This window comes from Roseixanthobacter liquoris (assembly GCF_043195135.2).
GTDB lineage: Bacteria > Pseudomonadota > Alphaproteobacteria > Rhizobiales > Xanthobacteraceae > NCEH01.
The window spans coordinates 1,110,703-1,134,779 of the sequence record NZ_CM195537.1 but is presented as its reverse complement, the minus strand read 5'-3'; the positions used below and the strand labels follow the sequence as shown (position 1 = coordinate 1,134,779).

Sequence of the window (24,077 nt, the reverse complement as noted above, 5' to 3'; positions counted from 1 at the left end):
CCACCGTTTGCCACCGGAATCGGTTACCGCGGGGCGAGTCCCACTAACCCTAGTACGGGGCAAAACGCGAACCTTTCCCGACTCTCGATTCGACCGCGATTCGTTCCACTCCCGTTCTTTTGCGCTTTTGCCGTGTTGCAGCGCAGCCCGCGTTGACTTCGCCCCATGGGCAGGTGTTCCCTGGCCGTGCGTGCGTTCGGTCACGCGAGAGGACATCATGGCTAAACGGAGCAAAGCGGGCGAATCGGAACATCTGGCGCTGCCGCGCGGCGTCAAATCCCTGGCGGAGGCGAAAGCCTGGATGGTGTCTCGCGGCATCACCGAGATCGAATGCACCGTCCCGGACCTTGCGGGCGTCGCCCGGGGCAAGATCATGCCGGCCTCCAAGTTCCTCTCCTCGCCGGTGATGAACCTGCCGCTCTCGGTCTTCTTCCAGACCATTTCCGGCGAATATCCCTCCTATGAGGGGCTGGTGGATTCCGTGATCGCGGATTCCGACCTGGTGCTGGAGCCCGATTTCTCCACCCTGTGCTCCGTGCCCTGGGCGCAGGACCCGACCGCCCAGATCATCCACAACGCCTATCATCGCGACGGACGCCCGGTGGAACTCGCTCCGCGTCAGGTGCTGAAGAACGTGCTGGCGCTCTATGCCAAGCGCGGCTGGAAGCCGGTGGTGGCGCCCGAGATCGAATTCTACCTGGTCGAGCCCAATGTGGACCCCGACTATCCCCTGAAGCCGCCCGTCGGCCGCTCGGGTCGGCCGGAGATCGGCCGCCAGTCCTATTCGATCCAGGCGGTGAACGAGTTCGACGCCCTGTTCGAGGACATCTACGATTATTCCGAGGCCCAGGGCCTGGAGATCGACACGCTGATCCACGAGGACGGCGCGGCGCAGATGGAAATCAATTTGCGCCACGGCGACCCGCTGGAACTCGCCGACCAGGTGTTCCTGTTCAAGCGCACCATCCGCGAGGCCGCGCTCGCCCACAAGATCTACGCCACCTTCATGGCCAAGCCCATCGCCAACGAGCCGGGCAGCGCCATGCACATCCACCAGTCGGTGGTCTCCGCCGAGACGGGGAAGAACATCTTCTCCGACGATGACGGCGATCCGACGCCGGAATTCTTCTCCTTCCTCGCCGGGCATCAGAAATACCTGCCCTCGGTCATGTGCATCCTGGCGCCTTATGTGAATTCCTACCGCCGGCTGACGCGCGACTCCATGGCCCCCATCAATGTGCAATGGGGCTATGACAACCGCACCGCCGGCCTGCGCGTGCCTCCGGCCCCGCCGGCCGCGCGCCGGGTGGAGAACCGCGTCCCCTCCTCCGACGCCAACCCCTATCTGGTCATCGCGGCGTCGCTGGCCTGCGGCTATATCGGCATCCAGAAGGGCCTGCGCCCCACCGAGCCGCTGGAGGGCGACGCCAAGGACCTGGACTTCGACCTGCCGCGCGGCCTGCTGGAGGCGGTCGCCGCCTTCGAGGAGAACGAGGACCTCGCCGAGGTGCTCGGCAAGAGCTTCATCACGACCTATGCGGCGGTGAAGCAGGCGGAGTTCGAGACCTTCATGCGGGTGATCTCGCCCTGGGAGCGGGAATATCTGCTGCTGAACGTTTAGGGGCGCGCGGCGAGAACGTGCCGACGAGGAAGCCGCATTCCCCCTCCCCAACCCTCCCCCGCAAGCGGGAGAGGGAGTTCGAGCAGGCTCGTACTCAAGCCCATCCGCATAAACGGCGCGTCCCCTCTCCCGCTTGCGGGGGAGGGCTAGGGAGGGGGAAGAGCTGGAGGCGCAACGCCTCCCGCCCACCACACAGGGACACCCATGACGTTCGGCGGCCATCCCCAATCCTGGTATGCGGCGACCGCGACCCCGTTCCCCGACTTGCCGCGCCTCTCCGGTGCCGTGCGCGCGGACGTGGCGATCGTCGGCGGCGGCTATACCGGGCTCTCCGCCGCGCTTCATCTTGCGGAAGCCGGTGTGGACGTGGTGGTTCTGGAAGGCGGCCGCGTGGGCTCGGGCGCCTCGGGCCGCAATGGCGGTCAGATCCACAGCGGCCAGCGGCGCCACCAGGATTATCTCGAACAGGCGCTCGGCCTTGCCGACGCCCGCAAGCTCTGGGACCTCGCGGAGGAGGCGAAGGCGCTCGCGGCCGACCTCATCGCGCGCCACGCCATCGCCTGCGACCTCACGCCGGGCCTGATCCTCGCCGACCACAAGCCCAATTATGTCGCCGAAAGCCACGCCTACGGGCGCCATCTCGCCGACACCTATGGCTACGACAAGACCGAGCCGCTGGACCGCGAGCAGTTGCACGCCCTGGTCGGCGCCCCCGGCTATTATGGCGGCCTGCTGGACCATGGGGCCGGCCATCTCCACCCGCTGAATTTCGCCCTCGGCCTCGCCGGCGCGGCGCGCGCGGCGGGCGCCCGCATCTTCGAGCACAGCCGCGCCCTGCGCATCGCCGAGGGAGCGGCGGCCGGCGGCGGCGTCGCGGTGGAAACCGACGGCGGAACGGTGACGGCGGATCTGCTCCTGCTGTGCGGCAACGGGCTGATGGACGGGCTGGACCGCCGGGTGGACCACCACGTCATGCCCATCAACAATTACATCGCCGTCACCGAACCCCTGGGCGAGCGGGCGGAGGGCATCATCCGCGGGCCGGCGGCGGTGGCGGACAGCCGGTTCGTGGTGAATTATTTCCGCATGACGCCGGACCGGCGGCTGCTGTTCGGCGGCGGGGAAAGCTATCGCCGCTCGCTGCGGCCGCAGGTGATGGACTTCGTGCGGCCCTTCATGACCCGCATCTTCCCCCAGCTCGCCGACGTGAAGCTCGATTACGGCTGGGGCGGCACGCTCGGCATTACCATGACGCGCAACCCCTTCGTGCGCCGCCTCTCGCCCCATGTGCTGGCTTCCGCCGGCTATTCCGGCCAGGGCGTGGTGCTGGCGCCCTTGTTCGGCAAGATCCTGGCGGAGGCGGTGCGCGGCCAGGTGGGCCGGCTCGATCTGCTGGAACGCCTGCCCGTGCCGCCCTTCATCGGCGGCACCCTGCTGCGCTATCCCCTGCTGGTGGCCGGGCTCAGCTATTACGCGCTGCGGGACCGGCTTTAGGGGTTGGGAGTGTAGGAAGCGACGGACCGCTGCGCGGGAGTCCTTGTGCTGGGTCCCGGCTCGCATTGCGCTGCGCTCCATGCGTCCGGGACGCGAGAGCCGTCTTGTGTCCCAGCCGACTGAAACGAAGCGCAGCGCAGTGGAAGGAGAGCCGGGACCCAGCGCAAAACCCCGCCGCAGGCGGCCTTATCTCAAAAGATCCTCCGCAAGATCGCGCCAACCGGGGTTGTCGCGCTCGATGAGGGCGAGTTTCCAGGCGCGATTCCCTCTCTTCAACCGCCGCTCCTGCGTCCGCGCATCGTCCAAGCTCTGGAAGAATTGGACGTGCACCAGTCGATAGACGCCATAGGTGCGCGTGAAACCTGGAACCGCACCGGAACGATGCTCGCCCATGCGGCGGTGCAGATCGCTCGTCACGCCGACATACAGCGTGCCGTTTCTCGCACTTGCCAGGATATAGACGGCAAAGCCTTCCATGCGGCAAAGGTATCAGGGGAAGCCGCTGCGCGGGAGTCCTTGTGCTGGGTCCCGGCTCGCATGGCGCTGACGCTCCATGCGTCCGGGACGCGAGAGCCGACCCGTGTGCCAGCCGACTGAAACGAAGCGCAGCGCAGTGGAAGGAGGGCCGGGACCGAGCGCAAAACCCCGCCGCAGGCGGCCTTATTTCAAAAGATCCTCCGCAAGATCGCGCCCCTCACTCCGGCAGGGGGATGAACTCGTGTTCGCCCGGCACGGCGGCGAAGCGGCCGGTTTTCCAGTCCTCTTTCGCCTGCTCGATGCGCTCCTTGCGGGAAGAGACGAAATTCCACCACAGATAGCGCGGCCCCTCCAGCGCCGTGCCGCCGAGGAACATCATGCGGGCCGGCGTGCGCGCGCGCACCGTGATGCGATCGCCGGGGCGGAAGATGAGAAGGCGTGGGCCCTCGAACACGTCGCCGGCGATCTCCACCTCGCCGGACACCACATAGATCGCCCGCTCCTCGGTGTCGGCGTCGAGCGGCGCGCTCGCGCCCGGCTGCAGGGCCACTTCCGCATAGAGCCAGTCCGAAAGCATGCCCACCGGAGAGCGCTGGCCGAACGCCGTGCCGGCGATCACCCGTGCCCATACGCCGGTGTCCTCGATCACCGGCAGGTCGCTGGAGGCGAAATGCTGGAACGAGGGGTCGGTTTCCTCATGGGCGGCGGGCAGCGCGATCCAGCTCTGGATGCCGTACATAGTGCCGGCCGCATTGCCCGCCCGCGCCTCCAGGGGCGAGCGCTCGGAATGGGCGATGCCGCGCCCGGCGGTCATGAGGTTCATGGCGCCGGGCGTAATCTCCAGCGCATTGCCCTCGCTGTCGCGATGCACGATCTTGCCGTCGAACAGATAGGTCACGGTGGCAAGGCCGATATGGGGATGGGGCCGCACGTCGAGCCCCTGCCCGGCCACGAACTGCACCGGTCCCATCTGGTCGAAGAAGATGAACGGACCGACCATCTGCCGCTTGCCGTGGGGCAACGCGCGGCGCACGGAGAAGCCGTCGCCGAGATCGCGCACGCGCGGCACGATCACAAGATCGAGCGCGTCGCAGGATGGCGCATCGCCAAGCACCGGGTCGGAGGAGGGCATCCAGCTCATGGTCGGCTCCCGTGCGCGTTTTCGCTGTCGTCCATGGTGCCACGGGCGCGCGCAAAGCGCACCTGCCGCCACGCGGCGGCCAAGGTGACGCCGATCCCAAAAGCGTGACACAAAGGAGCCCAGGCGGATGTCGCGGTGCGGCATCGAACAGGGAGCGTGGGATGCGGTGGCTGGTGAGGCTCGCGGCCGTCGCGGCGGCGGCCCTGCTTCTGGCGGTGGCCGGCGTGGTGGCGCTCACCCAGATGGAGGCCTTCTCGGCGCGGCGGCAGGATCTGGCGGAACGCTTCCTGCGCGCCAGCGTCGGGCCGGACGTGGAGGTGCGCGGCGCGGTGAGCGTGGATCTGCTTCCCCGCTTCACCGTCCGGCTCGGCGATGTCACCGTGCTCGACCTTGCCGGCGCCGGTGTCGAGCTGCATCTGGAGACGGTCGCGCTCACCCTCGCGGATTATTCCGGCTGGCTGGGCGGGCTCGCGGTGGATGCGGTGGAGGTGGAGGGGGTGCGCGTCCTCCTGCCCATGGCCTCGCCGCCGGCCGCGCGCATCGGCGCGGGAACCGTCTCCGGGCCCGGCGCGGCCCTGCCCCCCGCCGACGCCCCGCTGGACAGCGACGATCCCACGTCCCGCCCGGTCAGCGCCCGCATCGTCGGCGTCCTGACGGCAGTGCCCACGGTGGAGATCCGCGACCTGCTGCTGGAAGAGGCGAACGACCCCCAGGGCTGGAATTTCGCCCTGCGGGTGGACCGCCTTTCCAGCACCTATGATTCGGTGGCCGGCGCCCAGCGCCTCTCGGCGAGCGGCAGCTATAATGGGGAGAAGGTGACGCTCAACGGCACGCTGGATCGCGAGCCCAAGCCGGCGGACGGTCGCTTCGGCACGCAGATCGCCCTGGTGACCCACGGCCTCAGCATCGACCTTGCCGGATCGTCCGCCTCGGCGGCGTTCGACCGTAACATCGCGCTCCAGGTGGCGGCGCGCTCCGCCAGCATCGGCGACCTGCTGCAACTGATATCGCTGGCGCGCGCGGAGGACGGCGCGGCGCGGCTCGATTTCACCCTGGCGGGCGATCCCGGCGCGCTGGCGGTCAGGGACCTGTCGTTCGCCGCCACCCTTGCCGCGGGCGAGACGCTCACCCTCGTGGGCGGCCTGGCGGACCTGGAGGCGGGCACCGGCCTGTCGCTCTCCTTCCGCTCCGACCTGCTGGCGCCCGGCACCGCGCCGCCGGTGGCGAACGGCCTGCGGGACATCGTGGTCACCGGCCTTTCGGGCTTCCTGGAAGGCGACCTCGACAAGCTGGTGCTGCGCGACATGCTGATCCAGACCAATGCCTTCGAGCAGTCGATCCGCGAGGTGGGGCCGATTTCCGTGGGAGCGGTGGAGCGCACGGCCAAGGGCCAGGTGCGCCTGCGCGACATTTCCCTCCAGGCCGGGCCGCGCGATCGCCCGGTGTTCCGCCTCAAGGGCACGGTGGACGACGTGCTGGAGCTGGACGGGCTGGTTCTGTCCGGCGCGGTGGACCTGCCGGTGGCCGATCTGCTGCTGGCGCCGGGCACCGGGCTCGGACGGATCGTGGGCACGCTCGACGTGTCGGACACCGACGGCACCATCGGCGTCGATGCGCTGGAGGGGCGGATCGCCGACAGCAGCGTGATGAGCGGCACGCTCTCGCTGGTGCGCGACGATGCCGCCGGCCCGCGCGCGCCCCACGAGATCCGCCTCGCCAGCACCTTCGAAATCCCGGATTTCGGCGCCTTCGCGGCGCAGATGGGGGCCTCGTCCGCCTCCAATGCCCGCGTCACATTCTCCGGCATGCTCTCGGCGAGCGCGGAGAGCCTGAAGGCGGAGGGAAAGGCCAGCCTCGGCCGCACCGACATCACCGGCGTCCTGTCCAGCGCGCTCGGCCCGGGCCGCACCCTGTTCGAGGGCAAGCTTGCCTCCCCGCTGGTCCATGTGGACGAACTCGCCGGACTCGCGGAAGCCTCGCGCGATGCGGTGGAGGCGGATCGCGCCCGCCGCAGCACCGCCGCCACGCAGGACCATCCCGACCCGCAGCGCGACCCGCGGGCCGCGCCCGAGATCGACCTGGCCCGCCTCGTGGACCTCGATCTCGACATTTCCGCCACGCGGCTGAACAGCGCCGGCGACACCGCGAGCGGCCTCAAGGCCCGGCTGACCCTGGACAAGGGCATGGCGCGCCTCGATCCGTTCAGCGCCACCTATATGGGCGGGCGCATCAAGGCGGCGATGCAGAGCGATTTGACCGCCAGCCCGCCCCTGGTGCGGGGCAAGGGCACGGTGGACGGCTGGCCGCTCTCCACCTTCCTCAACGCCTCCAACGTGGGCTTCGCCACCGAGGGCCGGCTGAAGGTGGCGTTCGACATGTCCGTGGACCCCTCCTCCGACGCCGCTCTGCTGCGCACGCTGGACGGCACGGTGTCGGTGGGCCTGACGGGCGGGCGGCTCGCCACCGGCAAGCTCGATCTCGCCGGCCTCGGCATCATCGCCGGCCTGTTCAACGAGGCGGTGCGCAACGACAGCACGGCGCTGCGCTGCGTCAGCGTGCCCCTGTCCTTCTCCGCCGGGGTGGCGCGCACCACGCCGGCGCTGGTGATCGAGACCGACCATGTGCGCGTGGTCGGGCGCGGCACCATCGACCTGCCGCGCAACACCATCAACATCTATGCCGAACCGCGCCCGCTCGACGGCAAGGAAAACGACCTCGGCTATCCGTTCGCCATCACCGGGGCGCTGAGCAGCCCGCAGGTGGCCACGGTGGCGCGCCGGCCGGACGCGCGGCTCTACCGGCTCGGCGCGGGGTGCAAGCGGCGCGGGTGAGCGGCGCGGGTGAGCGGCGCGGGTGAGCGCGCTCACAGCACGGTGGAGGCGTGTTCCGGCGAATGGCTCAGCGCATGGGCCATGTATTCGAGCGCGCCGCGCACCTTCTCCCGGCTGACCGGCCCGCCGAGGCACACGCGCGCGGCTTCGGGGGGATTGCCGTCGGCGGCGAAGGCGTCGCTCGCCACGATGCCGATGCCGGTGGAACGCATGTGGCCGACGAAGGACGAGCGGGTCCACGGCTCCGGCAGTTCCACCCACAGATTGAAGCTCAGCGGATCGGCGCGGAAGGTTCCGGCGGGCAGGATCTGGGTCGCGAGCGTCTGGCGGGCGGCCGTCTCGGCGCGGATGAAGCGCAGGATGGAATCGGCCGTGCCGTCCTCGATCCAGCGGGTGGCCAGTGCGACGGTGAGCGGCGAGGCCATGACATTGGCGGCGCGGATGGCGGCGGCGAACGGCCAACCGGAGCGTACGTCCGGAACCAGCACATAGGCCGCCCGCAGGCCCGCGCCGATGCATTTGGCAAGGCCCGCGATATGCCAGGTGATGTCCGGCGCGAGCGCGGCGAACGGGGCGATGCGCTGCACCGGGATGAAGCCGTAGGCGTCGTCCTCGACGATCGGCACGCTGAAGCGCCGCGCCACCGCCGCGATGGCCGCGCGCCGGGTCTCGGGAATGGTCAGCGTGGTGGGGTTCTGGAGCGTGGGATTGAGATAGAGCGCCTTCGGCGCGAGCCTGGTGCAGGCGTCCGCGAACGCATCGGGATCGATGCCCTCGCCATCCATCGGCAGGCCGGCGAGGCGCAAGCCAAGCTGGGCCGCAATGGAGCGCGTGCCGGGATAGGTGAGGCTCTCGCACAGCACCGTGTCGCCCGGCTTCGCCAGCAGGCCGAAAATGCCCATGAGGGCGGAATGGGCGCCCGGCGTCACGAAGATGCGGTCCTGCGCCGGCACCAGCCCGCGGCGGCTGAGCCAGGCGGATGCGGCATCCTTGTCGGCGGGCGCGCCGCCGAAGCCCTGATAGCGCAGCAGCGAGACGAGATCGCGGCTCACCTGCGCCACCCCGTCCTGCATGCGGGCGATCAGGTCCGGATCGTCCGGCTCGGGCGGCAGGTTCATGGAAAGATCGGCCGGCTCGGGGCGGTTGTGGCGCGCCGGGGCGGGCGCCGGGCGGCTCGGGGCGCGCACGAACGTGCCCTGGCCGACGCGGGATTCCACGAGGCCGCGCTTCTGCGCCTCCACATAGCCGCGCGCCACCGTGGTGAAATCCACCGCCAGCCGGTCGGCCAGCTTGCGTTGGGGCGGCAGGCGATCGCCCGCGGAGAGACGACCCGCGCGGATGTCCTCGGCGATGATGTCGGCGATGGCGAGATAGCGCGGCTTGTCGCTGCGCGTCAGGTCCGGCGTCCAGTCAACCATGGCGATGCGTCTTCAGTCCCTCGTGTCGCGACGCGGTGATTTTGCGTCCGGCGAAATTGACTGTATAGTGTTGCATCCGGGTCTTGTCACCTCCGGGATATTCCGGGAGCGCGGATTTTAACGCGCCGACGAGGCCTTGCGGTTGCTGGCCTTTTGAGCATGGCGCGCCCGCAAACTGCGCAGGCCGCCCATCGCTTAAGCATCTGGCGCAGGCCGCCGATCCCGTGATTGACTGCATAATTGACTGTTCATCGCTGATATTATTGACTGTTTAAAAAGACAGCCAAATTGGCACATTGATTGCAAACATCCTCGTCAGCCCCGCACGCCAAGGGGCCCACCCAACGAGGAGTTTCCCATGCCCGTCGTGACCGCCCCCGCCCACCAGAAGGGTGATTTCTTCGTCGATTACGAGGACAAGAAGTTCGAGGACGTCAAAGCCCTCCCCGGCGAGAAGGCGCTCGTGACCTTCCACACCGTGGCGTTCGAAGGCTCCATCGGCTTCGTCAACCTGCTCCAGGCCACCCGCCTCAAGCGCAAGGGCTTCGAGACCTCGATCCTGCTCTACGGTCCCGGCGTGACGCTCGGCGTGCAGCGCGGCTTCCCCAAGCTCGGCGACGAGGCCTTCCCCGGCCACCAGAACTTCAACAACCAGATCACCAAATTCATGGAAGAGGGCGGCAAGGTCTATGCCTGCCGCTTCGCGCTCCAGGCCCTCTACGGCCATGGCGAGCCCTCGCTGATCCCCGGCATCACCCCCATCAGCCCGCTGGACGTGCTCGACCTGGTGCTGCTCCACCGCCGGGACAACGCCTTCATCCTCGACACCTGGACGCTCTGAGGGCTGGACCCTCTGAGGGCTGGACCCACGCATGATGGAGGCGAAGATGCCGAAAGAGACCAAGGTTCGCGTGGCCGCGGTGCAGATCGCGCCCGACCTCGACACCCTGGAGGGAACGCTCGCCCGCGTCCTCGCCGCCATCGCCGAGGCGGCGGAAAAGGGCGCCGGGCTGGTGGTCTTCCCCGAGACCTTCCTGCCCTGGTACCCCTATTTCTCCTTCGTGCACCCGCCGGTGCTCACGGGGGCCGAGCATCTTCGCCTCTATGACAACGCCGTGGTCGTTCCCGGCCCGGTGACCCACGCGGTGGCCGCCGCAGCGAAGCGGAATGCCATCGTCGTGGTGCTGGGCGTCAACGAGCGCGACCATGGCTCGCTCTACAATGCCCAGCTCATCTTCGATGCCGACGGCGCGCTGCTGCTCAAGCGGCGCAAGCTGACCCCGACTTTCCACGAGCGCATGATCTGGGGCCAGGGCGACGGTGCCGGCCTCAAGGTGGTCGACACCGCTGTCGGCCGGGTCGGGGCGCTGGCCTGCTGGGAGCATTACAACCCCCTCGCCCGCTACGCCTTGATGGCGCAGCACGAGGAGATCCATGTCGCGCAATTCCCCGGCTCGCTCGTGGGGCCGATCTTTGCCGACCAGATCGAAGTCACCATCCGCCACCACGCCCTGGAGAGCGGCTGCTTCGTGGTGAACGCCACGGGCTGGCTCACCGAGGAGCAGATCGCCCGCATCTCGCCGGAGGAGAAGCTCCGCAAGGGCCTCACGGGCGGGTGCATGACGGCGATCATCTCGCCGGAGGGCGCCCATGTGGTGCCCCCGCTCACCTCGGGCGAGGGCATCCTCATCGCCGACATCGACCTCGCGCTGATCACCAAGCGCAAGCGGATGATGGATAGCGTGGGCCATTACGCCCGCCCCGAACTGCTCAGCCTCAACCTCGACAACCGGCCCGCCGTGCCGATGCACCCGGTCGCCGATTTCTCGTCCTTCCCCGCCTTCGGGAGCGCCAGCGATGAAACAGACGATGCCCAACGCCGCCGCCATGGCACCCCTGCCGACGGCGCAGCTGATCAACGAATTGCAATCGTTGGGGGTGCGGCTCGTTGATCCCAAGGCCGGCGCGGACAGCCGGCGCGGCGGGGCCGGTCCCTCCGACCATAAGGCGCTCACCCTCGACGGCATGACCGTGATGGTGCCGGTGCACACCGCGCCCGCCTTCGAAAGCCCCTATCTGGTGGAAAAGCCGGACGCGTTCGGCAACAGCCGCATCAGCCGCGACGGCGTGCCCATCGCCGAAGTGAGCTTCCCGGTGCGCCCGCGCTTCTACGACCGGGTGACGGCGGACGGCGTGCCCTATTCCAAGATCGCCGTGCTGCACGGCCGCGACGTGCTCGCCACCACGGTGCTGCAAAGCTGCATCCGTTTCGCGAGCCGCACCAAGACCTGCCAGTTCTGCGCCATCGGCCAGTCGCTGGCGGCGGGGCGGACCATCGAGCGCAAGACGCCCGCCCAGCTCGCGGAGGTCGCCAAGGCGGCCGTGGAGCTGGACGGCGTCAAACACATGGTGATGACCACCGGCACCCCGCCGGGCAAGGATCGCGGCGCCGCGATCCTCACGCAGAGCGCGGCGGCGGTGAAGGCGGCGGTGGACCTGCCGATCCAGGCCCAGTGCGAGCCGCCGGACGACGATGCCTGGTTCGCCCGCATGCGGGAGGCCGGCGTCGATGCGCTCGGCATGCATCTGGAGGCGGTGACGCAGGGCGTGCGCGAACGCATCATGCCCGGCAAGGCCCAGGTTTCGCTGGAGCGCTATTTCTCCGCCTTCGAGGCCGCCGTTCCGGTGTTCGGGCGCGGGCAGGTCTCCACCTATATCCTCGCCGGGCTCGGCGACACGGCGGACGAGATCCTCGCCATGTGCGCGAGGCTGGTCGGCATGGGGGTCTATCCCTTCGTGGTGCCGTTCGTGCCGATTTCCGGCACGCCGCTGGAGAGCCACCCGACCCCGCCGCCCGCCTTCATGCACGCGATCCTGAAGCCGCTCGCCCGCATGCTGGTGGAGAGCGGGCTGAAGGCCGTGGACATCAAGGCCGGCTGTGGCAAGTGCGGCGCCTGCTCGGCCCTCTCCACCTATGAGCGGGGAGGCTGCGCGTGATGTTCGAGCCCTTCAAGCCGTTCCTCGCATCCGAATTCCAGGTGAAGCACGCGACCGAAGCCTGGGAGCGCGCGGGCGCCGCCCGCCTGCGCCGCGCTGTGTTCTGCGCCGAGCAGGGCCTGTTCGGCAGCGACGACCGCGACGCCATCGACGAGGTGGCGACCCCCATCGTCGCGGTCTCCTTCCTGGGCGTCGCGGCGCACGAGGTGGTGGGCACGGTGCGCATCCATGAGGAGACCCCCGGCGTGTGGTGGGGCTCGCGGCTCGCGGTGGCGGAGGACTATCGCAAGGTCGGCGCGCTCGGCGCCTCCCTGATCCGCCTCGCGGTCTCAACCGCCCATGCCCAGGGATGCGTGAAATTCCTCGCCAACGTCCAGGCGCAGAACCTGCTGCTGTTCCGCCGCATGCGCTGGCGCAGCGTGGCGGAATTCGACCTCCACGGGCGGGCCCATCACCGCATGGAGGCGGACCTTGCCTATTACCCGCCGATCTCAAGCGGCGCGACGGGCTTCGTCGCCTTGCCCCGGCGGGCCGCGTCATGATCGAGACCCGCGCCTTCGCTGAACTCGCGGAGCGCCTGCGCGCGGGCGCCGGGCTTGCCGCCAAGCGCGACATCGGCGCGGTGGCGGCGCGGCTTGGCCTGTCCGCCTCCGCCGTGCCGGTGGGCGATGATTGCGCGGCGATCCCGGACGGCGAGGACTTCCTGCTGCTCGCCATCGAAGGCTTCATGAATGCGTTCGTGGCCGGCGATCCCTGGTTCGCCGGCTGGTGCGGGGCGATGGTGAACATCTCCGATGTCGCCGCCATGGGCGGACGCCCGCTCGCCATCGTGGATGCCGTGTGGGCGAACGGAGAAGACGGCGCTGCCCCCGTGCTGGACGGCCTGCGCGCGGCCGCGCAGGCGTTCGGCGTGCCGCTGGTGGGCGGCCATTCCAATCTGAAGAGCGAACAGGGCCAGCTCTCCGTCGCCATCCTCGGGCGGGCGAAAAAGCTGCTCACCTCCTTCGACGCGCGGCCGGGCGACACGCTGATTGCCGCCGTGGACCTGCGCGGGCGCTATCGCGAACCCTTCGCCAATTGGGAGGCGGCCACCGACGCGCCGCCCGCCCGCCTGCGCGGCGACATCGAGCTTTTGCCGCAGATCGCCGAGGCCGGGCTGTCGCGCGCGGCCAAGGACATCAGCCAGGCCGGCATGATCGGCACCGCGGCCATGCTGGCGGAATGCTCGCGCATCGGCCTGGAGATCGAGCTTGCCGCCATCCCCCGCCCGCAGGGCGTGGACCTGACGCGCTGGCTGCTGAGCTTTCCGAGCTTCGGCTATCTGCTGTCCGTCGCCCCGACCGACGTGGCGGAGGTGATTTCCCGCTTCGCCGCGCGCGGCATTTCCGCCGCCGCCATCGGCACGGCGGTGCCGGGCGGCGCGGTGACGCTGACCCATGGCAGCGCGCGCGAAGTGATCTGGGATTTCGCGCGCAGCCCCCTCATCGGCTGCGCGCCGCTGGAGACCGCCCCATGACCGCGCATCTTCTCCCGCCCAATCGCCCGCTGCGCATCGCGATCCTCGCCCATTCCACCAATCCGCGCGGCGGCGTGGTGCACGCGCTGGAACTGGGCGATGCGCTGGCGCGCCTCGGCCATCAGGTGGTGGTGCATGCGCCCGACGCGAAGGGCGCCGGCTTCTTCCGCCCGGCCCTGTGCGGCACCTTGAGCGTTCCGGCCTCCCCCGTGGGCGCCGACATGACGGACATGGTGCGCATCCGCGTCGCCGACTACGTGCGCCATTTCGAGGAGCCGGCGCATCGGGCCTTCGACGTCTTCCACGCCCAGGACGGGATTTCCGGCAATGCCCTGGCGAGCCTGAAGGAACGCGGCCTCATCCGCGCCTTCGCCCGCACCGTGCACCATGTGGACACCTTCGCCGATCGCGCGCTGATGGCGCTTCAGACCCGCGCCATGGTGCATGCCGACCGCCTGCTGGTGGTGAGCCGCACCTGGCAGGACAATCTGCACGGCAAGCTCGGGCGGCGCGCCGCCATCGTCGGCAACGGCGTCGATACCACGCGCTTCTCCCCGCTGCCGGACGGGCGGGAAGAGGCCCTGCGGGCCCGCATCCGCCTTGGCGCGGGACCCGTCTTCCTCGCGGTCGGCGGGATCGAGGGGCGCAAGAACAGCGTGCGCCTGCTGGAAGCCTTCGCCCGGGTACACGCCCGCCACCCGGCGGCGCAATTGCTGATCGCGGGCGGGGCCTCCCTGCTGGACCACCACACGGTGCAGCAGGCGTTCGACCTCGCCCTGGCGCTCCTCGCCCTGCCGGACGGCGCGGTGATCCGCACCGGCCCACTGGCGCAGGAGGACATGCCCGCGCTCTACCGCATCGCCGATACGCTCGCCTTCCCCTCGCTGAAGGAGGGGTTCGGCCTCGTGGTGCTGGAAGCCATGGCGAGCGGCGTGCCGGTGGCGACCGCGCATATCGCGCCCTTCACCGAATATCTCGGCACCGAGGATGTCGCCTGGTGCGACCCGCTGGACGTCGCCTCCATCGCCGCCGCGCTGGAAGCGACGCTCGACGCCGCGACCCGCGCCCGCCTGATCGCCAACGGGGCGCGCATCGCCGCCCGTCACGACTGGGCGAGCACGGCGCAGGCGCACCTGTCCACCTACGCCCAGCTTCTGGAGGGCGCCGAAGCGGCGCCGGCAGCCTCGGGGCCCACCGCCTCGGGGCCCACCACTTTGGAGCCCACCACTTCGGAGCCCACCGCCTTGGAGGCGACCCATGCCTGAAATGCGCTTCCACATCCGCTGGCCGGACGGAACGAAGGAGGCCTGCTATTCGCCCTCCCTCGTCATCAAGGACCATTTCGCCCCCGGCGAGAGCTATGCCCTCGCCGATTTCCTCGCGAAGAGCCGCGCGGCCCTCACCACCGCCAGCGAGCGGGTGCGGGCGAAATACGGCAGGCCCTGCTCCCTCGCGCTGGGCCAGCTCGCGCGCATCGAGGCCACGGGCCGCACCTTTTCAAACCACCCCGACGCCCGCGTCAGCATCGACGCATTCGAAGACTGATCGGAGCCTAGCCATGACAAACGAGACCCTTCCCCACCACAGCGTCGTCATCATCGGCGGCGGACAGGCGGGCCTCTCCGCCAGCGCCTATCTGAGCGAGAGCGGCATCGACCATGTGATCTACGAGAAGAACCGCGTCGCCCACGCCTGGCGCGACCAGAGGTGGGACAGCTTCTGCCTCGTCACGCCCAACTGGCAGTGCAAATTGCCGGGCTACGATTATCCCGGCAGCGAGCCGGACGGCTTCATGAAGCGCGACGAGATCGTCGCCTATGTGGAGGATTACGCCCGGCGCATCGCCGCCCCGGTGCGCGAGGGCGTCGGCGTCAACCGCCTGTCCCGGCAGGAGGACGGGCGCTTCCTGGTGGAGACCGCCGCGGATACGGTGACCGCCGAGGCGGTGGTGCTGGCGGTCGGCGGCTATCACGTGCCGAACGTGCCGCGCATGGGCGAGCGCCTGCCGGAAAGCATCGTGCAGGTGCATTCCTCCAAATATCGCCACCCCGGCCAATTGCCCGAAGGCGAGGTGCTGGTGGTGGGCTCGGGCCAGTCGGGCTGCCAGATCGCCGAGGATCTGCACCTCGCCGGGCGAAAGGTGCATCTCATCACCGGCAGCGCGCCCCGCTGCCCGCGCGTCTATCGCGGCCGCGACAGCGTGGACTGGCTGGCCGACCTCGGCCAATACGACCTGCCAGTGGAGAACCACCCGCTGAAGGAGAAGGTGCGCAAGAAGGCGAACCATTATCTCACCGGCCGCGACGGCGGGCGCGACATCGATCTGCGCCGCTTCGCTTTGGAAGGCATGCAGCTCTACGGCCGGCTGGAGGCGATCAGCGGCGGGCGCCTGCACTTCCGCGACGACCTCAAGCAGAATCTCGATTCCGCCGACGCGGTCTATAACGGCATCTGCGGCCTGATCGACAAGCACATCGCCGAGAACAAGATCGAGGCGCCGGCGGGCACCCATTACAGCCCGCTCTGGCAGCCGGATGCGCCGGTGCGCGACCTCGATCCCGTCGCCGCCGGCATCACCAGCGTGATCTGGGCCACCGGCTTTCATTCCGACTGGTCCTGGGTGGACCTGCCGGTGTTCGACGGTGCGGGCTATCCCACCCACACGCGCGGCGTCACCAGCATGGACGGGCTCTATGTGCTCGGCCTGCCCTGGCTGCATTCCTGGGGCTCCGGCCGGTTCGTGGGGGTCGGGCGCGATGCCGCCTATCTCGCCGCGCGCATCGGCGAGCATCTCGGCGTGCGGCGGCGCGGGCCGGTGAAACTCGACCTTGCGGTGTGATCGACACGGCGCGGAGAACCCTCATGAGCCTCGCCTTCCGCCTGCCCCTGCCGAGCGGCCTTCTGCCGGCCGGCTTCGCCTTGCCGGGGTTTCGTCCCGGCGATCCCTTGGGCGAGCCGATCCGCCTCGGCATGCCGCAGCTCGCCTATGGCGGGCTTTCGGAAACCTGGCTGCTGAAGGAACTCGGCCATCGCCACTGGCTGCTGCTGGCCCGGGGCGCCGGGCGCGAGGTGCCGGACTTCCGGGACGTCGACGGCGCCACCGTCTATGCCGCCTTCATCGCGGTTTCGGTGAGCGATGCGGCGCTCGGCGCCTTCCGCGAGCATGACAGCCTCGTGCTGCGTTCGCGCTTGGAACGCATCTCGCGCACCCAGTTCGCGAGCCGCCACGACCTGCTGCGCGACGGCGTTCCCATGGGCAGCGTGGAGATGACCTCCGTGTTCGTGAAGCGCAAGGAGACGGGGCGAAACCGGGCCCTGGCGCGGGTCGCCCTTCCCGGCTTCGCCCCGCCGGCCGCCGCGCCCGCCCTCGCGCGGACGGCGCAGCTCGCCGCGACCCTCCGCGCCGGGCGGTTCGCGCACCATTTCGGCTTTCCGAACACGGAGGGCGAGAGCGGCACGGCGCTCACCGTGCGCCCCTGCCCCTCGCAGGATTTCAACGGCGCCGACTTTCTCTATTTCGCCTCCTTCCAGGCCTTCGTGGACCGGGCGGAATGGGAGGCCATGGCGGCGCCCGCCGGCCTCTTCACGGTGGCGCGGGACATGGTGTTCCACGCCAATGTGGAGATCGGCGACGCGGTGCAGGTGGCGGTCAAGGCCCGGCGGGCGGAAGGCGACCACCTGCTGCACTGGTGCACGCTCACCCGCGCGGCGGACGGCGCCCGCCTCGCCGACATCTTCACCCGCCGCGCCCCGGCGCCGCGGTAGGGCCGGTCGACGATCATCGGCCAGTTTATCGTCGGGTCGGCGGGCCCGGCGATGGATCGCGCCGGTCCGGATTCATGTGCGGCGAACGTTCGCCCGAAAACGCGGTTTATACGCCCGAAGAGCCGCCGAGACGCTCCACGAAACCGCTGTTCGTCTGCGCTAAGTCCATGTTTCACGTGAAACATTATCCACTGATCCCGGACTTCCCGGCGCGTCGGCGGGCCTCCGGCGGCGCTGCGAACCCCCGTTCCAGGCCCATGTGGACAGGGGCCGCAATCCCTCGGTTGCCCCAAGTTTCGGCGTGCCGCGCGACGCATGATGTGAAAGCATAGTGCAACGCAATATAAAAACGGGGATTGCATATGAGCGATATGAGCTTCGAGCAGTGGAAGGCGGCTGCGGCCTCCCTGAGCTTCCGCACCCAGGTCTTCATCGACGGCAAGACCCAGCCGGCGGCCTCCGGCGAGACCTTCGCGGCGGTCAATCCGGCGACCGGCGAGGTTCTGGCCCAGGTGGCAAGCGGCGGCGCGGCGGATATCGACCGCGCGGTGGCCTCGGCGCGCAAATCGTTCGAATCCGGCGTGTGGTCGCGCATCGCCCCGGCCGAACGCAAGGCGGTGCTGCTCAAGCTCGCGGATCTGATGCGCGCCAACCGGGTGGAACTCGCCCTGCTCGACAGCCTGGACATGGGCAAGCTCGTGATCGAGGCCGCTAATATCGACGTGACCAACGCCTCCGGCGTGTTCCAATGGTACGGCGAGGCCATCGACAAGGTCTATGACGAGGTGGCCCCCACCGCCCCCGGCGACCTCGCCCTGGTGCGGCGCGCCCCGCTCGGCGTGGTGGGCGCGGTGGTGCCCTGGAATTTCCCCCTCGACATGGCGTCCTGGAAATGCGCCCCCGCGCTGGCGGCGGGCAATAGCGTGGTGCTCAAGCCGGCCGAGCAATCCGCCTTCTCGGCGCTGCGGCTCGCGGAACTCGCCATCGAGGCCGGCCTTCCCGAAGGCGTGCTGAACGTGGTGCCGGGCTATGGCGAGACCGCCGGCCGCGCCCTCGGCCTGCACATGGACGTGGACGTGCTGGCGTTCACCGGCTCCACGGAAGTGGGCAAGTATTTCCTGGAATATTCCGGCCAGTCCAACATGAAGCAGGTCTGGCTGGAATGCGGCGGCAAGAGCCCCAACCTGATCTTCGCCGATTGCGAGGATCTCGATGCCGCCGCCGACATGGCCGCCGCCGGCATCTTCTTCAACCAGGGCGAAGTGTGCTCGGCCAATTCGCGGCTGCTGGTGGAGCGCTCCATCCATGATACGTTCGTGGAGAAGATGATCGCGCGCGCCGCGAACGTCGCGCCCGGCGATCCGCTCGACCCCGCCTCCACCATGGGCGCGATGGTGGATGCCAAGCAGACCGCCCGCGTGCTCTCCTTCATCGAGGCGGGCAAGACGACGGCCCAATTGGTGCGCGGCGGCGAGCAGGTCACCATCAACGGCAGCGGCTGCTATGTGACGCCCACCATCTTCACCGGCGTGAAGCCCACCGACCCGCTGGCCCAGGAGGAAATCTTCGGCCCGGTGCTCGCCATCACGCCGTTCGACAGCGAGGCCGAGGCGGTCGCCATTGCCAACGACACCATCTACGGCCTCGCCGCCTCGGTGTGGACCGACAATCTCTCCCGCGCCCACCGCGTCGCCGACAAGCTGCGGGCGGGCACGGTCTCGGTAAACACCATGGATGCCACCACGCCGATGACGCCGTTCGGCGGCTTCCGCCAGTCCGGCTTCGGGCGCGACCTCTCCTTGCACGCACTCGACAAATACACCGGGCTGAAGACCATCTGGATCAAGTACAAGACGTAAGGCGCACCCCATCCTCGGCGTGCCGCGCCACCCGTTGGGCGCGGCACGGCACGGCGGCCGGCGTCGCGCGATGTCGCACCGGCAAAATTCCTGCTTGAACTCCGCCCCCCGAAGCTGGTGGAAGAAGCAGGGCGCCTCAGGCGCGTCGATCGGGATGGGAAGGGGACGAGATGAGCGCGGGGGATCACGGCGCATTGCCGCTTGAGGGCATCAAGGTTCTCGACCTGTCGCGCATCCTTGCCGGGCCGTGGTGCGCCATGGTGCTGGGCGATCTCGGCGCCGACGTGATCAAGGTAGAGCATCCCGGCCGCGGCGACGACACGCGCGACTGGGGCGTGCGCACCGCCGGGTCCAATACCTCCTATTTCGACAGCGTGAACCGCAACAAGCGGTCCATCGGCGTCGATCTCTCGACCCCGGAAGGTCTCGCCATCGTCAAGGCGCTGGCGCGCGAAAGCGACGTGGTGGTGCAGAATTTCAAGACCGGCGGCGCCGCCAAGCTCGGCCTCGGCTACGAACAGCTGCGCGCGGAAAACCCGCGCCTGATCTATTGCTCCATCGCGGGCTATGATTCCCGCGGGCCGGAAGCGTCCCGCCCGGGCTATGATCTGGTGGTACAAGGCGAAACCGGTCTGATGGCGCTCAATGGCGAACCCGGCCGCCCGCCGCTGAAGTTCGGCGTCGCGGCGGTGGATCTGTTCACCGGCCAATATGCCGCCCAGGCGGTGCTCGCCGCCCTCTATGCCCGCGAGCGCACCGGGCAGGGCCGCGAGGTGGAACTCGCGCTCTATGATTGCGGCATCGCGCTGACCTCCTATTACGGCCTGGAAGCCCTGGCGCGGCAGGCGGACCTGCCGCCGGTGGGCAATGCCCATCCCTCCATCGTGCCCTATGGCGTGTTCCCCACCCTGGACGGGCCGATCGTGATGACGGTCGGCAACAATGCCCAATACCGGCGGTTCTGCGAGAGCGTGATCCAGCGCATGGACCTGTTCGAGGATCCGCGCTTCGCCACCAATCTCGACCGGGCCCGCAACCGGGCGATCCTCATCCCCCTGGTGGAGGAGGAACTCTCCCGCTGGCACCGCCCGGAATTGCTGGCGCGGCTGGAAGCGGCCGGCATTCCCTGCGGCGAGGTGCTGGGCCTGCATACGGCGCTGACGTCCGAGCGGGCCCGCGCGGCCGGCCTCGTGGTCCAGGCGCAGGAGGTCCCGCACACCGAGGAGGAAGGGGAAACCAGCGCCCAGGTGCTCGCCCCGCCGTATCGGCTCGACGGGGCGCGCGTGCCGGTGCGCCGCATGCCGCCCGCGCTCGGATCCTCGAGCGCCGCCCTGCTCGCCGAGCGGCTCGGCTACAGCACGCCGGAGCTGGAAGCGCTGGCCGCCAAGGGCGTGATCCGCTGACGCCTTGCGCTGATCACATAGGACGCGGCGGGACGGCGGGGAGCCGCCGGAGCCGCTGCTTCAGCCTCGCACAAGCCATCGGGCCTTAGCTGGCATCCGTCATCCGATTGAACGGTTGGCGGAGGCCCATATGCAAGAGATCTCCACACATCCCCGGACCCGGGGCGAAGGCCGCACGCGCGCACCTTGTGCGGCGCGAGGCCGGGCATGACCGGCGGCCGGCCGACGCGCGCGCCTCTCGATGCCGGCGCGCCCTGTTCCCTGACGGCTCGCGCCGGCATCGGCAACGCGGATCTCGCGGCCGCGATCGCCCACCAGCGCCAGCCCGGCCGACTCCGCGCCCCCACGCCCGCCCCGCCCGCAGGTTTCGGCGCCGCCACTGCCGGCACCTCACGCCTCCGCGCCTTCCCCCGTGTGGAACAGGCCACCGCTCGCCCCGTGCAGATCGCCTGTTATGAGGACATCCGTCCATGAAGCCCGGACATTGCCGCTTCTGCGACACGCCGCTGCGCCAGCGCTTCGTCGATCTCGGCGAGATGCCGCTGGCCAATTCCTACGTGCCGGAAAGCCGGCGCGGCGCGAAGGAGGCGTGCTATCCGCTGCGCGCCAGCGTGTGCCCCTCCTGCCGGCTGGTCCAGGCGGACGCGTTCGTCGAGCCGAAGGACATCTTCAGCGACTACGCCTATTTCTCCTCCTACAGCGACACCTGGGTCGCCCATGCCAAGCGCTTCGCCGCGTTCGCCACGACGCGCTTCGGCCTCACCCATTCCTCCCAGGTGGTGGAGGTGGCGAGCAATGACGGCTACCTGCTGCGCCATTTCATCGCCGCCGGCATCCCCTCCCTCGGCATCGAGCCGGCCGCGAACGTGGCGCAGGCCGCCCGCACGGCGGGCGTGCCCACGGAGACCCGCTTCTTCGGCGCGGACGTGGCCGTGGGCCTTGCCGCGCGCGGCCATCGCGCCGACCTGCTCGTCGCCAACAACGTGCTTGCCCATGTGCCGGACATCAACGACTTCGTCGCCGGCCTGGCCCGCCTGGTGAAGGCGGATGGGGTGGTGAGCGTCGAGTTTCCCCATTTGCTGCGCCTCATCGAAAGCGTGCAGTTCGACACCATCTATCACGAGCATTTTTACTATCTCTCGCTGCTGGCGGTGGAGAAGATCTTCGCCGCCCACAAGCTGAAGGTCTTCGACGTCCAGGAATGGCCGACCCATGGCGGCAGCCTGCGGGTGCTCGCCTCTCCGGCCGCCTCCCTCGCCCATGGAGAAACGCCCGGCGTCGCCAAGGTGCGCGCGGACGAAGCCGCCGCCGGCTTCGACAAGGACGCGGTCTACGACAGCTTCCAGGACCGCATCGCGCCGATCCGCGCCGGGCTCCATGCGTTCCTTCATCAAGCCCACAATGAAGGAAAGCATGTCGTGGCCTATGGGGCCGCCGCCAAGGGCAACACGCTGCTGAACTTCTGCGGCGTCGGGCCGGACCAGATCGACTATGTGGTGGACCGCAATCCCCACAAGCAGGGCCATCTGCTGCCGGGCAGCCACCTGCCCATCCATGCACCGGAGAAGCTGGCGCAGACGAAGCCCGATTTCGTGCTGATCCTGCCCTGGAACATCAAGAACGAGGTGATGGCCGCAAACGCCCTGGTGCGCGACTGGGGCGGCCGCTTCGTGGTCGCGGTGCCGGATCTCGCGGTGCTGCCATGAGGATCACGCCCACCTCCGTGGCCGGCGTCATGCATGTGCACGTGAGCCCGAACACCGATGCGCGCGGCCTGTTCGCACGCACCTTCTGTGCCGAAGCGTTCGCCGCCCACGGTCTCGCGACCTCCTTTCCCCAGGCGAGCACGTCCTGGAATCCGCATTGCGGCACCTTGCGCGGATTGCACCTGCAAGTGGAACCCAAGGGGGAAGCCAAGCTGGTGCGCGTCACACGCGGGCGGGTGTTCGACGTCGCCGTGGACCTGCGCCCGGCCTCGCCCACCTATCTCGCCTGGACCGGGATCGAGCTCGACGCCGCGCGCCGCAATGCGATCTATATTCCCGAAGGCTGCGCGCACGGCTTCCTGACCTTGGAGGCGGGCTGCGAGGTCTTTTATCAGATATCGCAGAGCTATGACGCCGGCCTTGCCCGCACGTTCCGCTGGGACGATCCGGCCTTTGCCATCGCCTGGCCCGCCGCCCCCCGCATCATCTCCTCCAAGGACGCCACGGCGTGCGAGCTTTGCCTATGAACTTTACCGGACACCCGATCACCCCGGCACCCGCGACCCGCCCTGCGGAGGACGGCGCCGACACCGGCGAGCAGCCGGTCCTCAGCCTGTGCATCCCCACCTATAACCGCGCGCCGTTCCTGGATTATCTGCTGACCCGCCTGGCCCGCGAATGCAGCTTCGCGTTCCCCTTCGAAGTGGTGGTCTCGGACAATGCCTCCACCGACGACACCGCGGAGGTCGTCGCCCGGCACCGGGACGGCGGGCTCGTTCTGTCCTACTTCCGGCAGGAGGAAAACAAGGGCGGCCTGCCGAACCTGATGACCGTCTTCCGGCGGGCGCGCGGGCGCTATGTGATGTATCTCGCCGACGACGACCTGATCGACGCGCCGGCGCTCGCGGAAACGATCGATTATCTGCGCGCCAATCCCGAGATCCGCGCCTGCTATACGCCGTGGGAGCTTTATGACGACGTCGCCCAGCAGCCGGGACGGATGTTCTTCGACCTGCCGGAGGACTTCGTCATTCATCCCGGCCAGGAACTGGATCTGCTCGGGCACATCATCAATACCCACATCTTTCCGGAAACCGTGATTTACCGGGCGGATGCGGTGCGCGACATCTCCAGCGAGGCGCGCTTTTGCTATTGGGCGTTCAGCTATCTGACCCATGTGGTGCAGCAGGGCCCGGTGGCGTTCCGCCGCAAGCATTATTATCGCTCCGTCACGGCGAGCCCGGTGGCGGCCCGCACCCAGGCGGGCCACGAACAGGCCATGAGCGATTGGGACAGCTATCGCGGCGGGCTCGAATATTTCGTCTATGCCCTGCTGCGCCGCTCCGGCACCACGCTGAGCCTGGAGAACAAGCGCGCCTTCCGCGACATGATCGACATCTTCATCGAAACCCGCATGCGGGTGGCCCTGCGGCTCTGGCTGGGGCGCGGCGATTTCCTGCGGGCCTATGAACTGATCTGCCGCATCCATTATCTCGACCCCCAGGGGGTCCGCGCGATCGACCAGATCGAGAAGCTGCCGCTGCTGATCCTCGCCCAGACCCTGGCGCGGCTCGCCAACGGCATCGCGGGGCTGGACCGCATCCAGCTCGACGGGGTCGAGGACGGCCAGTCGGTCGCCGGCCTGTTGCGGGAGATGGGACTGGAGCGGCGCATTCTCGTGACCCCCGCCATGCCCGGTCTCGATGCGGCGGCCAGGCGCTCCAGCCTCGTCTTCATTCGCACCGAGGACGCACGCCAGCGCTTCCTCGACGAGGGCTATCAGCCAGGGCTCATCGTCAGCGAACGCGAATTGCAGGACGGCATCCTGCTCGGCTGAGGCGGCTCCGGC

General features: G+C 69.1%; 20 protein-coding genes. 17 read left to right on the top strand and 3 right to left on the bottom strand.

Features of this window, described 5'->3' with window-relative positions; translation table 11 throughout:
• Positions 1 to 217: 217 nt before the first annotated feature.
• Together V5F84_RS05085 and V5F84_RS05080 are read left to right on the top strand one after the other, a co-directional pair.
• Positions 218 to 1,621 (top strand): glutamine synthetase family protein, encoded by a 1,404-nt coding sequence (locus tag V5F84_RS05085; RefSeq protein WP_394043644.1) that lies wholly within the window; start codon positions 218 to 220, stop codon positions 1,619 to 1,621.
• Between the two features lie 204 nt (positions 1,622 to 1,825).
• Entirely contained in the window at positions 1,826 to 3,115 is a 1,290-nt protein-coding gene (locus V5F84_RS05080) for an NAD(P)/FAD-dependent oxidoreductase (protein WP_394043643.1), read from the top strand.
• 186 nt (positions 3,116 to 3,301) lie between these two features.
• On the opposite strand, the gene V5F84_RS05075 is transcribed toward V5F84_RS05080, so the two are convergent.
• Positions 3,302 to 3,592, bottom strand: a complete 291-nt coding sequence (locus V5F84_RS05075; protein ID WP_394043642.1) for a GIY-YIG nuclease family protein — start codon at positions 3,590 to 3,592, stop codon at positions 3,302 to 3,304.
• Between the two features lie 217 nt (positions 3,593 to 3,809).
• Positions 3,810 to 4,733, bottom strand: coding sequence for a pirin family protein (locus V5F84_RS05070; protein WP_394043641.1), 924 nt, complete (start codon positions 4,731 to 4,733; stop codon positions 3,810 to 3,812).
• A gap of 161 nt (positions 4,734 to 4,894) precedes the next feature.
• On the opposite strand from V5F84_RS05070, the gene V5F84_RS05065 reads away from it, so the two are divergent.
• Positions 4,895 to 7,564 carry an AsmA family protein gene (locus tag V5F84_RS05065; RefSeq protein ID WP_394043640.1) on the top strand — a complete coding sequence of 890 codons (2,670 nt, stop codon included), beginning with the start codon at positions 4,895 to 4,897 and terminating at the stop codon, positions 7,562 to 7,564.
• Positions 7,565 to 7,596: 32 nt separating this feature from the next.
• On the opposite strand, the gene V5F84_RS05060 is transcribed toward V5F84_RS05065, so the two are convergent.
• Positions 7,597 to 8,982, bottom strand: a complete 1,386-nt coding sequence (locus V5F84_RS05060; protein ID WP_394043639.1) for an aminotransferase-like domain-containing protein — start codon at positions 8,980 to 8,982, stop codon at positions 7,597 to 7,599.
• A 358-nt stretch (positions 8,983 to 9,340) separates the two neighbouring features.
• On the opposite strand from V5F84_RS05060, the gene V5F84_RS05055 reads away from it, so the two are divergent.
• The 14 genes from V5F84_RS05055 (at position 9,341) to V5F84_RS04990 (ending at position 24,065) form a co-directional block, all read left to right on the top strand.
• Complete coding sequence (locus V5F84_RS05055; RefSeq protein WP_348843976.1) at positions 9,341 to 9,823, top strand: MSMEG_0572/Sll0783 family nitrogen starvation response protein; 483 nt, start codon at positions 9,341 to 9,343, stop codon at positions 9,821 to 9,823.
• 46 nt (positions 9,824 to 9,869) lie between these two features.
• Positions 9,870 to 10,934, top strand: a complete 1,065-nt coding sequence (locus tag V5F84_RS05050) for a Nit6803 family nitrilase (protein WP_394043638.1) — start codon at positions 9,870 to 9,872, stop codon at positions 10,932 to 10,934.
• Positions 10,840 to 11,979 carry an MSMEG_0568 family radical SAM protein gene (locus V5F84_RS05045; RefSeq protein ID WP_394043637.1) on the top strand — a complete coding sequence of 380 codons (1,140 nt, stop codon included), beginning with the start codon at positions 10,840 to 10,842 and terminating at the stop codon, positions 11,977 to 11,979. Before V5F84_RS05050 ends, V5F84_RS05045 begins: the two co-directional genes overlap by 95 nt.
• Positions 11,976 to 12,521: an MSMEG_0567/Sll0786 family nitrogen starvation N-acetyltransferase gene (locus V5F84_RS05040; RefSeq protein WP_394043636.1), complete on the top strand. Its 546-nt coding sequence runs from the start codon at positions 11,976 to 11,978 to the stop codon at positions 12,519 to 12,521. Before V5F84_RS05045 ends, V5F84_RS05040 begins: the two co-directional genes overlap by 4 nt.
• Positions 12,518 to 13,495, top strand: a complete 978-nt coding sequence (locus V5F84_RS05035) for a sll0787 family AIR synthase-like protein (protein ID WP_394043635.1) — start codon at positions 12,518 to 12,520, stop codon at positions 13,493 to 13,495. The genes V5F84_RS05040 and V5F84_RS05035 overlap by 4 nt, the downstream gene beginning before the upstream one ends.
• Positions 13,492 to 14,760, top strand: coding sequence for an MSMEG_0565 family glycosyltransferase (locus tag V5F84_RS05030; RefSeq protein WP_394043634.1), 1,269 nt, complete (start codon positions 13,492 to 13,494; stop codon positions 14,758 to 14,760). Before V5F84_RS05035 ends, V5F84_RS05030 begins: the two co-directional genes overlap by 4 nt.
• Positions 14,753 to 15,040 (top strand): MSMEG_0570 family nitrogen starvation response protein, encoded by a 288-nt coding sequence (locus V5F84_RS05025; protein WP_394043633.1) that lies wholly within the window; start codon positions 14,753 to 14,755, stop codon positions 15,038 to 15,040. The genes V5F84_RS05030 and V5F84_RS05025 overlap by 8 nt, the downstream gene beginning before the upstream one ends.
• 13 nt (positions 15,041 to 15,053) lie before the next feature.
• On the top strand, positions 15,054 to 16,334 hold the full coding sequence (locus V5F84_RS05020) for an MSMEG_0569 family flavin-dependent oxidoreductase (RefSeq protein WP_394043632.1): 1,281 nt from the start codon (positions 15,054 to 15,056) through the stop codon (positions 16,332 to 16,334).
• Positions 16,335 to 16,357: 23 nt separating this feature from the next.
• Positions 16,358 to 17,260 (top strand): Pnap_2097 family protein, encoded by a 903-nt coding sequence (locus tag V5F84_RS05015; RefSeq protein WP_394043631.1) that lies wholly within the window; start codon positions 16,358 to 16,360, stop codon positions 17,258 to 17,260.
• Positions 17,261 to 17,622: 362 nt separating this feature from the next.
• Positions 17,623 to 19,119 (top strand): aldehyde dehydrogenase, encoded by a 1,497-nt coding sequence (locus V5F84_RS05010; protein WP_394043630.1) that lies wholly within the window; start codon positions 17,623 to 17,625, stop codon positions 19,117 to 19,119.
• A gap of 170 nt (positions 19,120 to 19,289) precedes the next feature.
• The gene (locus tag V5F84_RS05005) at positions 19,290 to 20,522 is read left to right on the top strand and encodes a CaiB/BaiF CoA transferase family protein (protein ID WP_394043629.1); all 1,233 of its coding nucleotides are present in this window, start codon (positions 19,290 to 19,292) and stop codon (positions 20,520 to 20,522) included.
• A 470-nt stretch (positions 20,523 to 20,992) separates the two neighbouring features.
• Positions 20,993 to 22,228 (top strand): methyltransferase domain-containing protein, encoded by a 1,236-nt coding sequence (locus tag V5F84_RS05000; RefSeq protein ID WP_394043628.1) that lies wholly within the window; start codon positions 20,993 to 20,995, stop codon positions 22,226 to 22,228.
• Positions 22,225 to 22,755: a dTDP-4-dehydrorhamnose 3,5-epimerase family protein gene (locus V5F84_RS04995; RefSeq protein WP_394043627.1), complete on the top strand. Its 531-nt coding sequence runs from the start codon at positions 22,225 to 22,227 to the stop codon at positions 22,753 to 22,755. The genes V5F84_RS05000 and V5F84_RS04995 overlap by 4 nt, the downstream gene beginning before the upstream one ends.
• Entirely contained in the window at positions 22,752 to 24,065 is a 1,314-nt protein-coding gene (locus V5F84_RS04990) for a glycosyltransferase family 2 protein (RefSeq protein WP_394043626.1), read from the top strand. Before V5F84_RS04995 ends, V5F84_RS04990 begins: the two co-directional genes overlap by 4 nt.
• Positions 24,066 to 24,077 lie beyond the last annotated feature (12 nt).

What these genes read in the sequence shown, in the direction of transcription:
- V5F84_RS05085 (WP_394043644.1), top strand. Translation starts at nt 218, where the DNA reads ATGGCTAAACGGAGCAAAGCGGGCGAATCGGAACATCTGGCGCTGCCG.
- V5F84_RS05080 (WP_394043643.1), top strand. Translation starts at nt 1,826, where the DNA reads ATGACGTTCGGCGGCCATCCCCAATCCTGGTATGCGGCGACCGCGACC.
- V5F84_RS05075 (WP_394043642.1), bottom strand. Translation starts at nt 3,592, where the DNA reads ATGGAAGGCTTTGCCGTCTATATCCTGGCAAGTGCGAGAAACGGCACG.
- V5F84_RS05070 (WP_394043641.1), bottom strand. Translation starts at nt 4,733, where the DNA reads ATGAGCTGGATGCCCTCCTCCGACCCGGTGCTTGGCGATGCGCCATCC.
- V5F84_RS05065 (WP_394043640.1), top strand. Translation starts at nt 4,895, where the DNA reads ATGCGGTGGCTGGTGAGGCTCGCGGCCGTCGCGGCGGCGGCCCTGCTT.
- V5F84_RS05060 (WP_394043639.1), bottom strand. Translation starts at nt 8,982, where the DNA reads ATGGTTGACTGGACGCCGGACCTGACGCGCAGCGACAAGCCGCGCTAT.
- V5F84_RS05055 (WP_348843976.1), top strand. Translation starts at nt 9,341, where the DNA reads ATGCCCGTCGTGACCGCCCCCGCCCACCAGAAGGGTGATTTCTTCGTC.
- V5F84_RS05050 (WP_394043638.1), top strand. Translation starts at nt 9,870, where the DNA reads ATGCCGAAAGAGACCAAGGTTCGCGTGGCCGCGGTGCAGATCGCGCCC.
- V5F84_RS05045 (WP_394043637.1), top strand. Translation starts at nt 10,840, where the DNA reads ATGAAACAGACGATGCCCAACGCCGCCGCCATGGCACCCCTGCCGACG.
- V5F84_RS05035 (WP_394043635.1), top strand. Translation starts at nt 12,518, where the DNA reads ATGATCGAGACCCGCGCCTTCGCTGAACTCGCGGAGCGCCTGCGCGCG.
- V5F84_RS05030 (WP_394043634.1), top strand. Translation starts at nt 13,492, where the DNA reads ATGACCGCGCATCTTCTCCCGCCCAATCGCCCGCTGCGCATCGCGATC.
- V5F84_RS05025 (WP_394043633.1), top strand. Translation starts at nt 14,753, where the DNA reads ATGCCTGAAATGCGCTTCCACATCCGCTGGCCGGACGGAACGAAGGAG.
- V5F84_RS05020 (WP_394043632.1), top strand. Translation starts at nt 15,054, where the DNA reads ATGACAAACGAGACCCTTCCCCACCACAGCGTCGTCATCATCGGCGGC.
- V5F84_RS05015 (WP_394043631.1), top strand. Translation starts at nt 16,358, where the DNA reads ATGAGCCTCGCCTTCCGCCTGCCCCTGCCGAGCGGCCTTCTGCCGGCC.
- V5F84_RS05010 (WP_394043630.1), top strand. Translation starts at nt 17,623, where the DNA reads ATGAGCGATATGAGCTTCGAGCAGTGGAAGGCGGCTGCGGCCTCCCTG.
- V5F84_RS05005 (WP_394043629.1), top strand. Translation starts at nt 19,290, where the DNA reads ATGAGCGCGGGGGATCACGGCGCATTGCCGCTTGAGGGCATCAAGGTT.
- V5F84_RS05000 (WP_394043628.1), top strand. Translation starts at nt 20,993, where the DNA reads ATGAAGCCCGGACATTGCCGCTTCTGCGACACGCCGCTGCGCCAGCGC.
- V5F84_RS04995 (WP_394043627.1), top strand. Translation starts at nt 22,225, where the DNA reads ATGAGGATCACGCCCACCTCCGTGGCCGGCGTCATGCATGTGCACGTG.
- V5F84_RS04990 (WP_394043626.1), top strand. Translation starts at nt 22,752, where the DNA reads ATGAACTTTACCGGACACCCGATCACCCCGGCACCCGCGACCCGCCCT.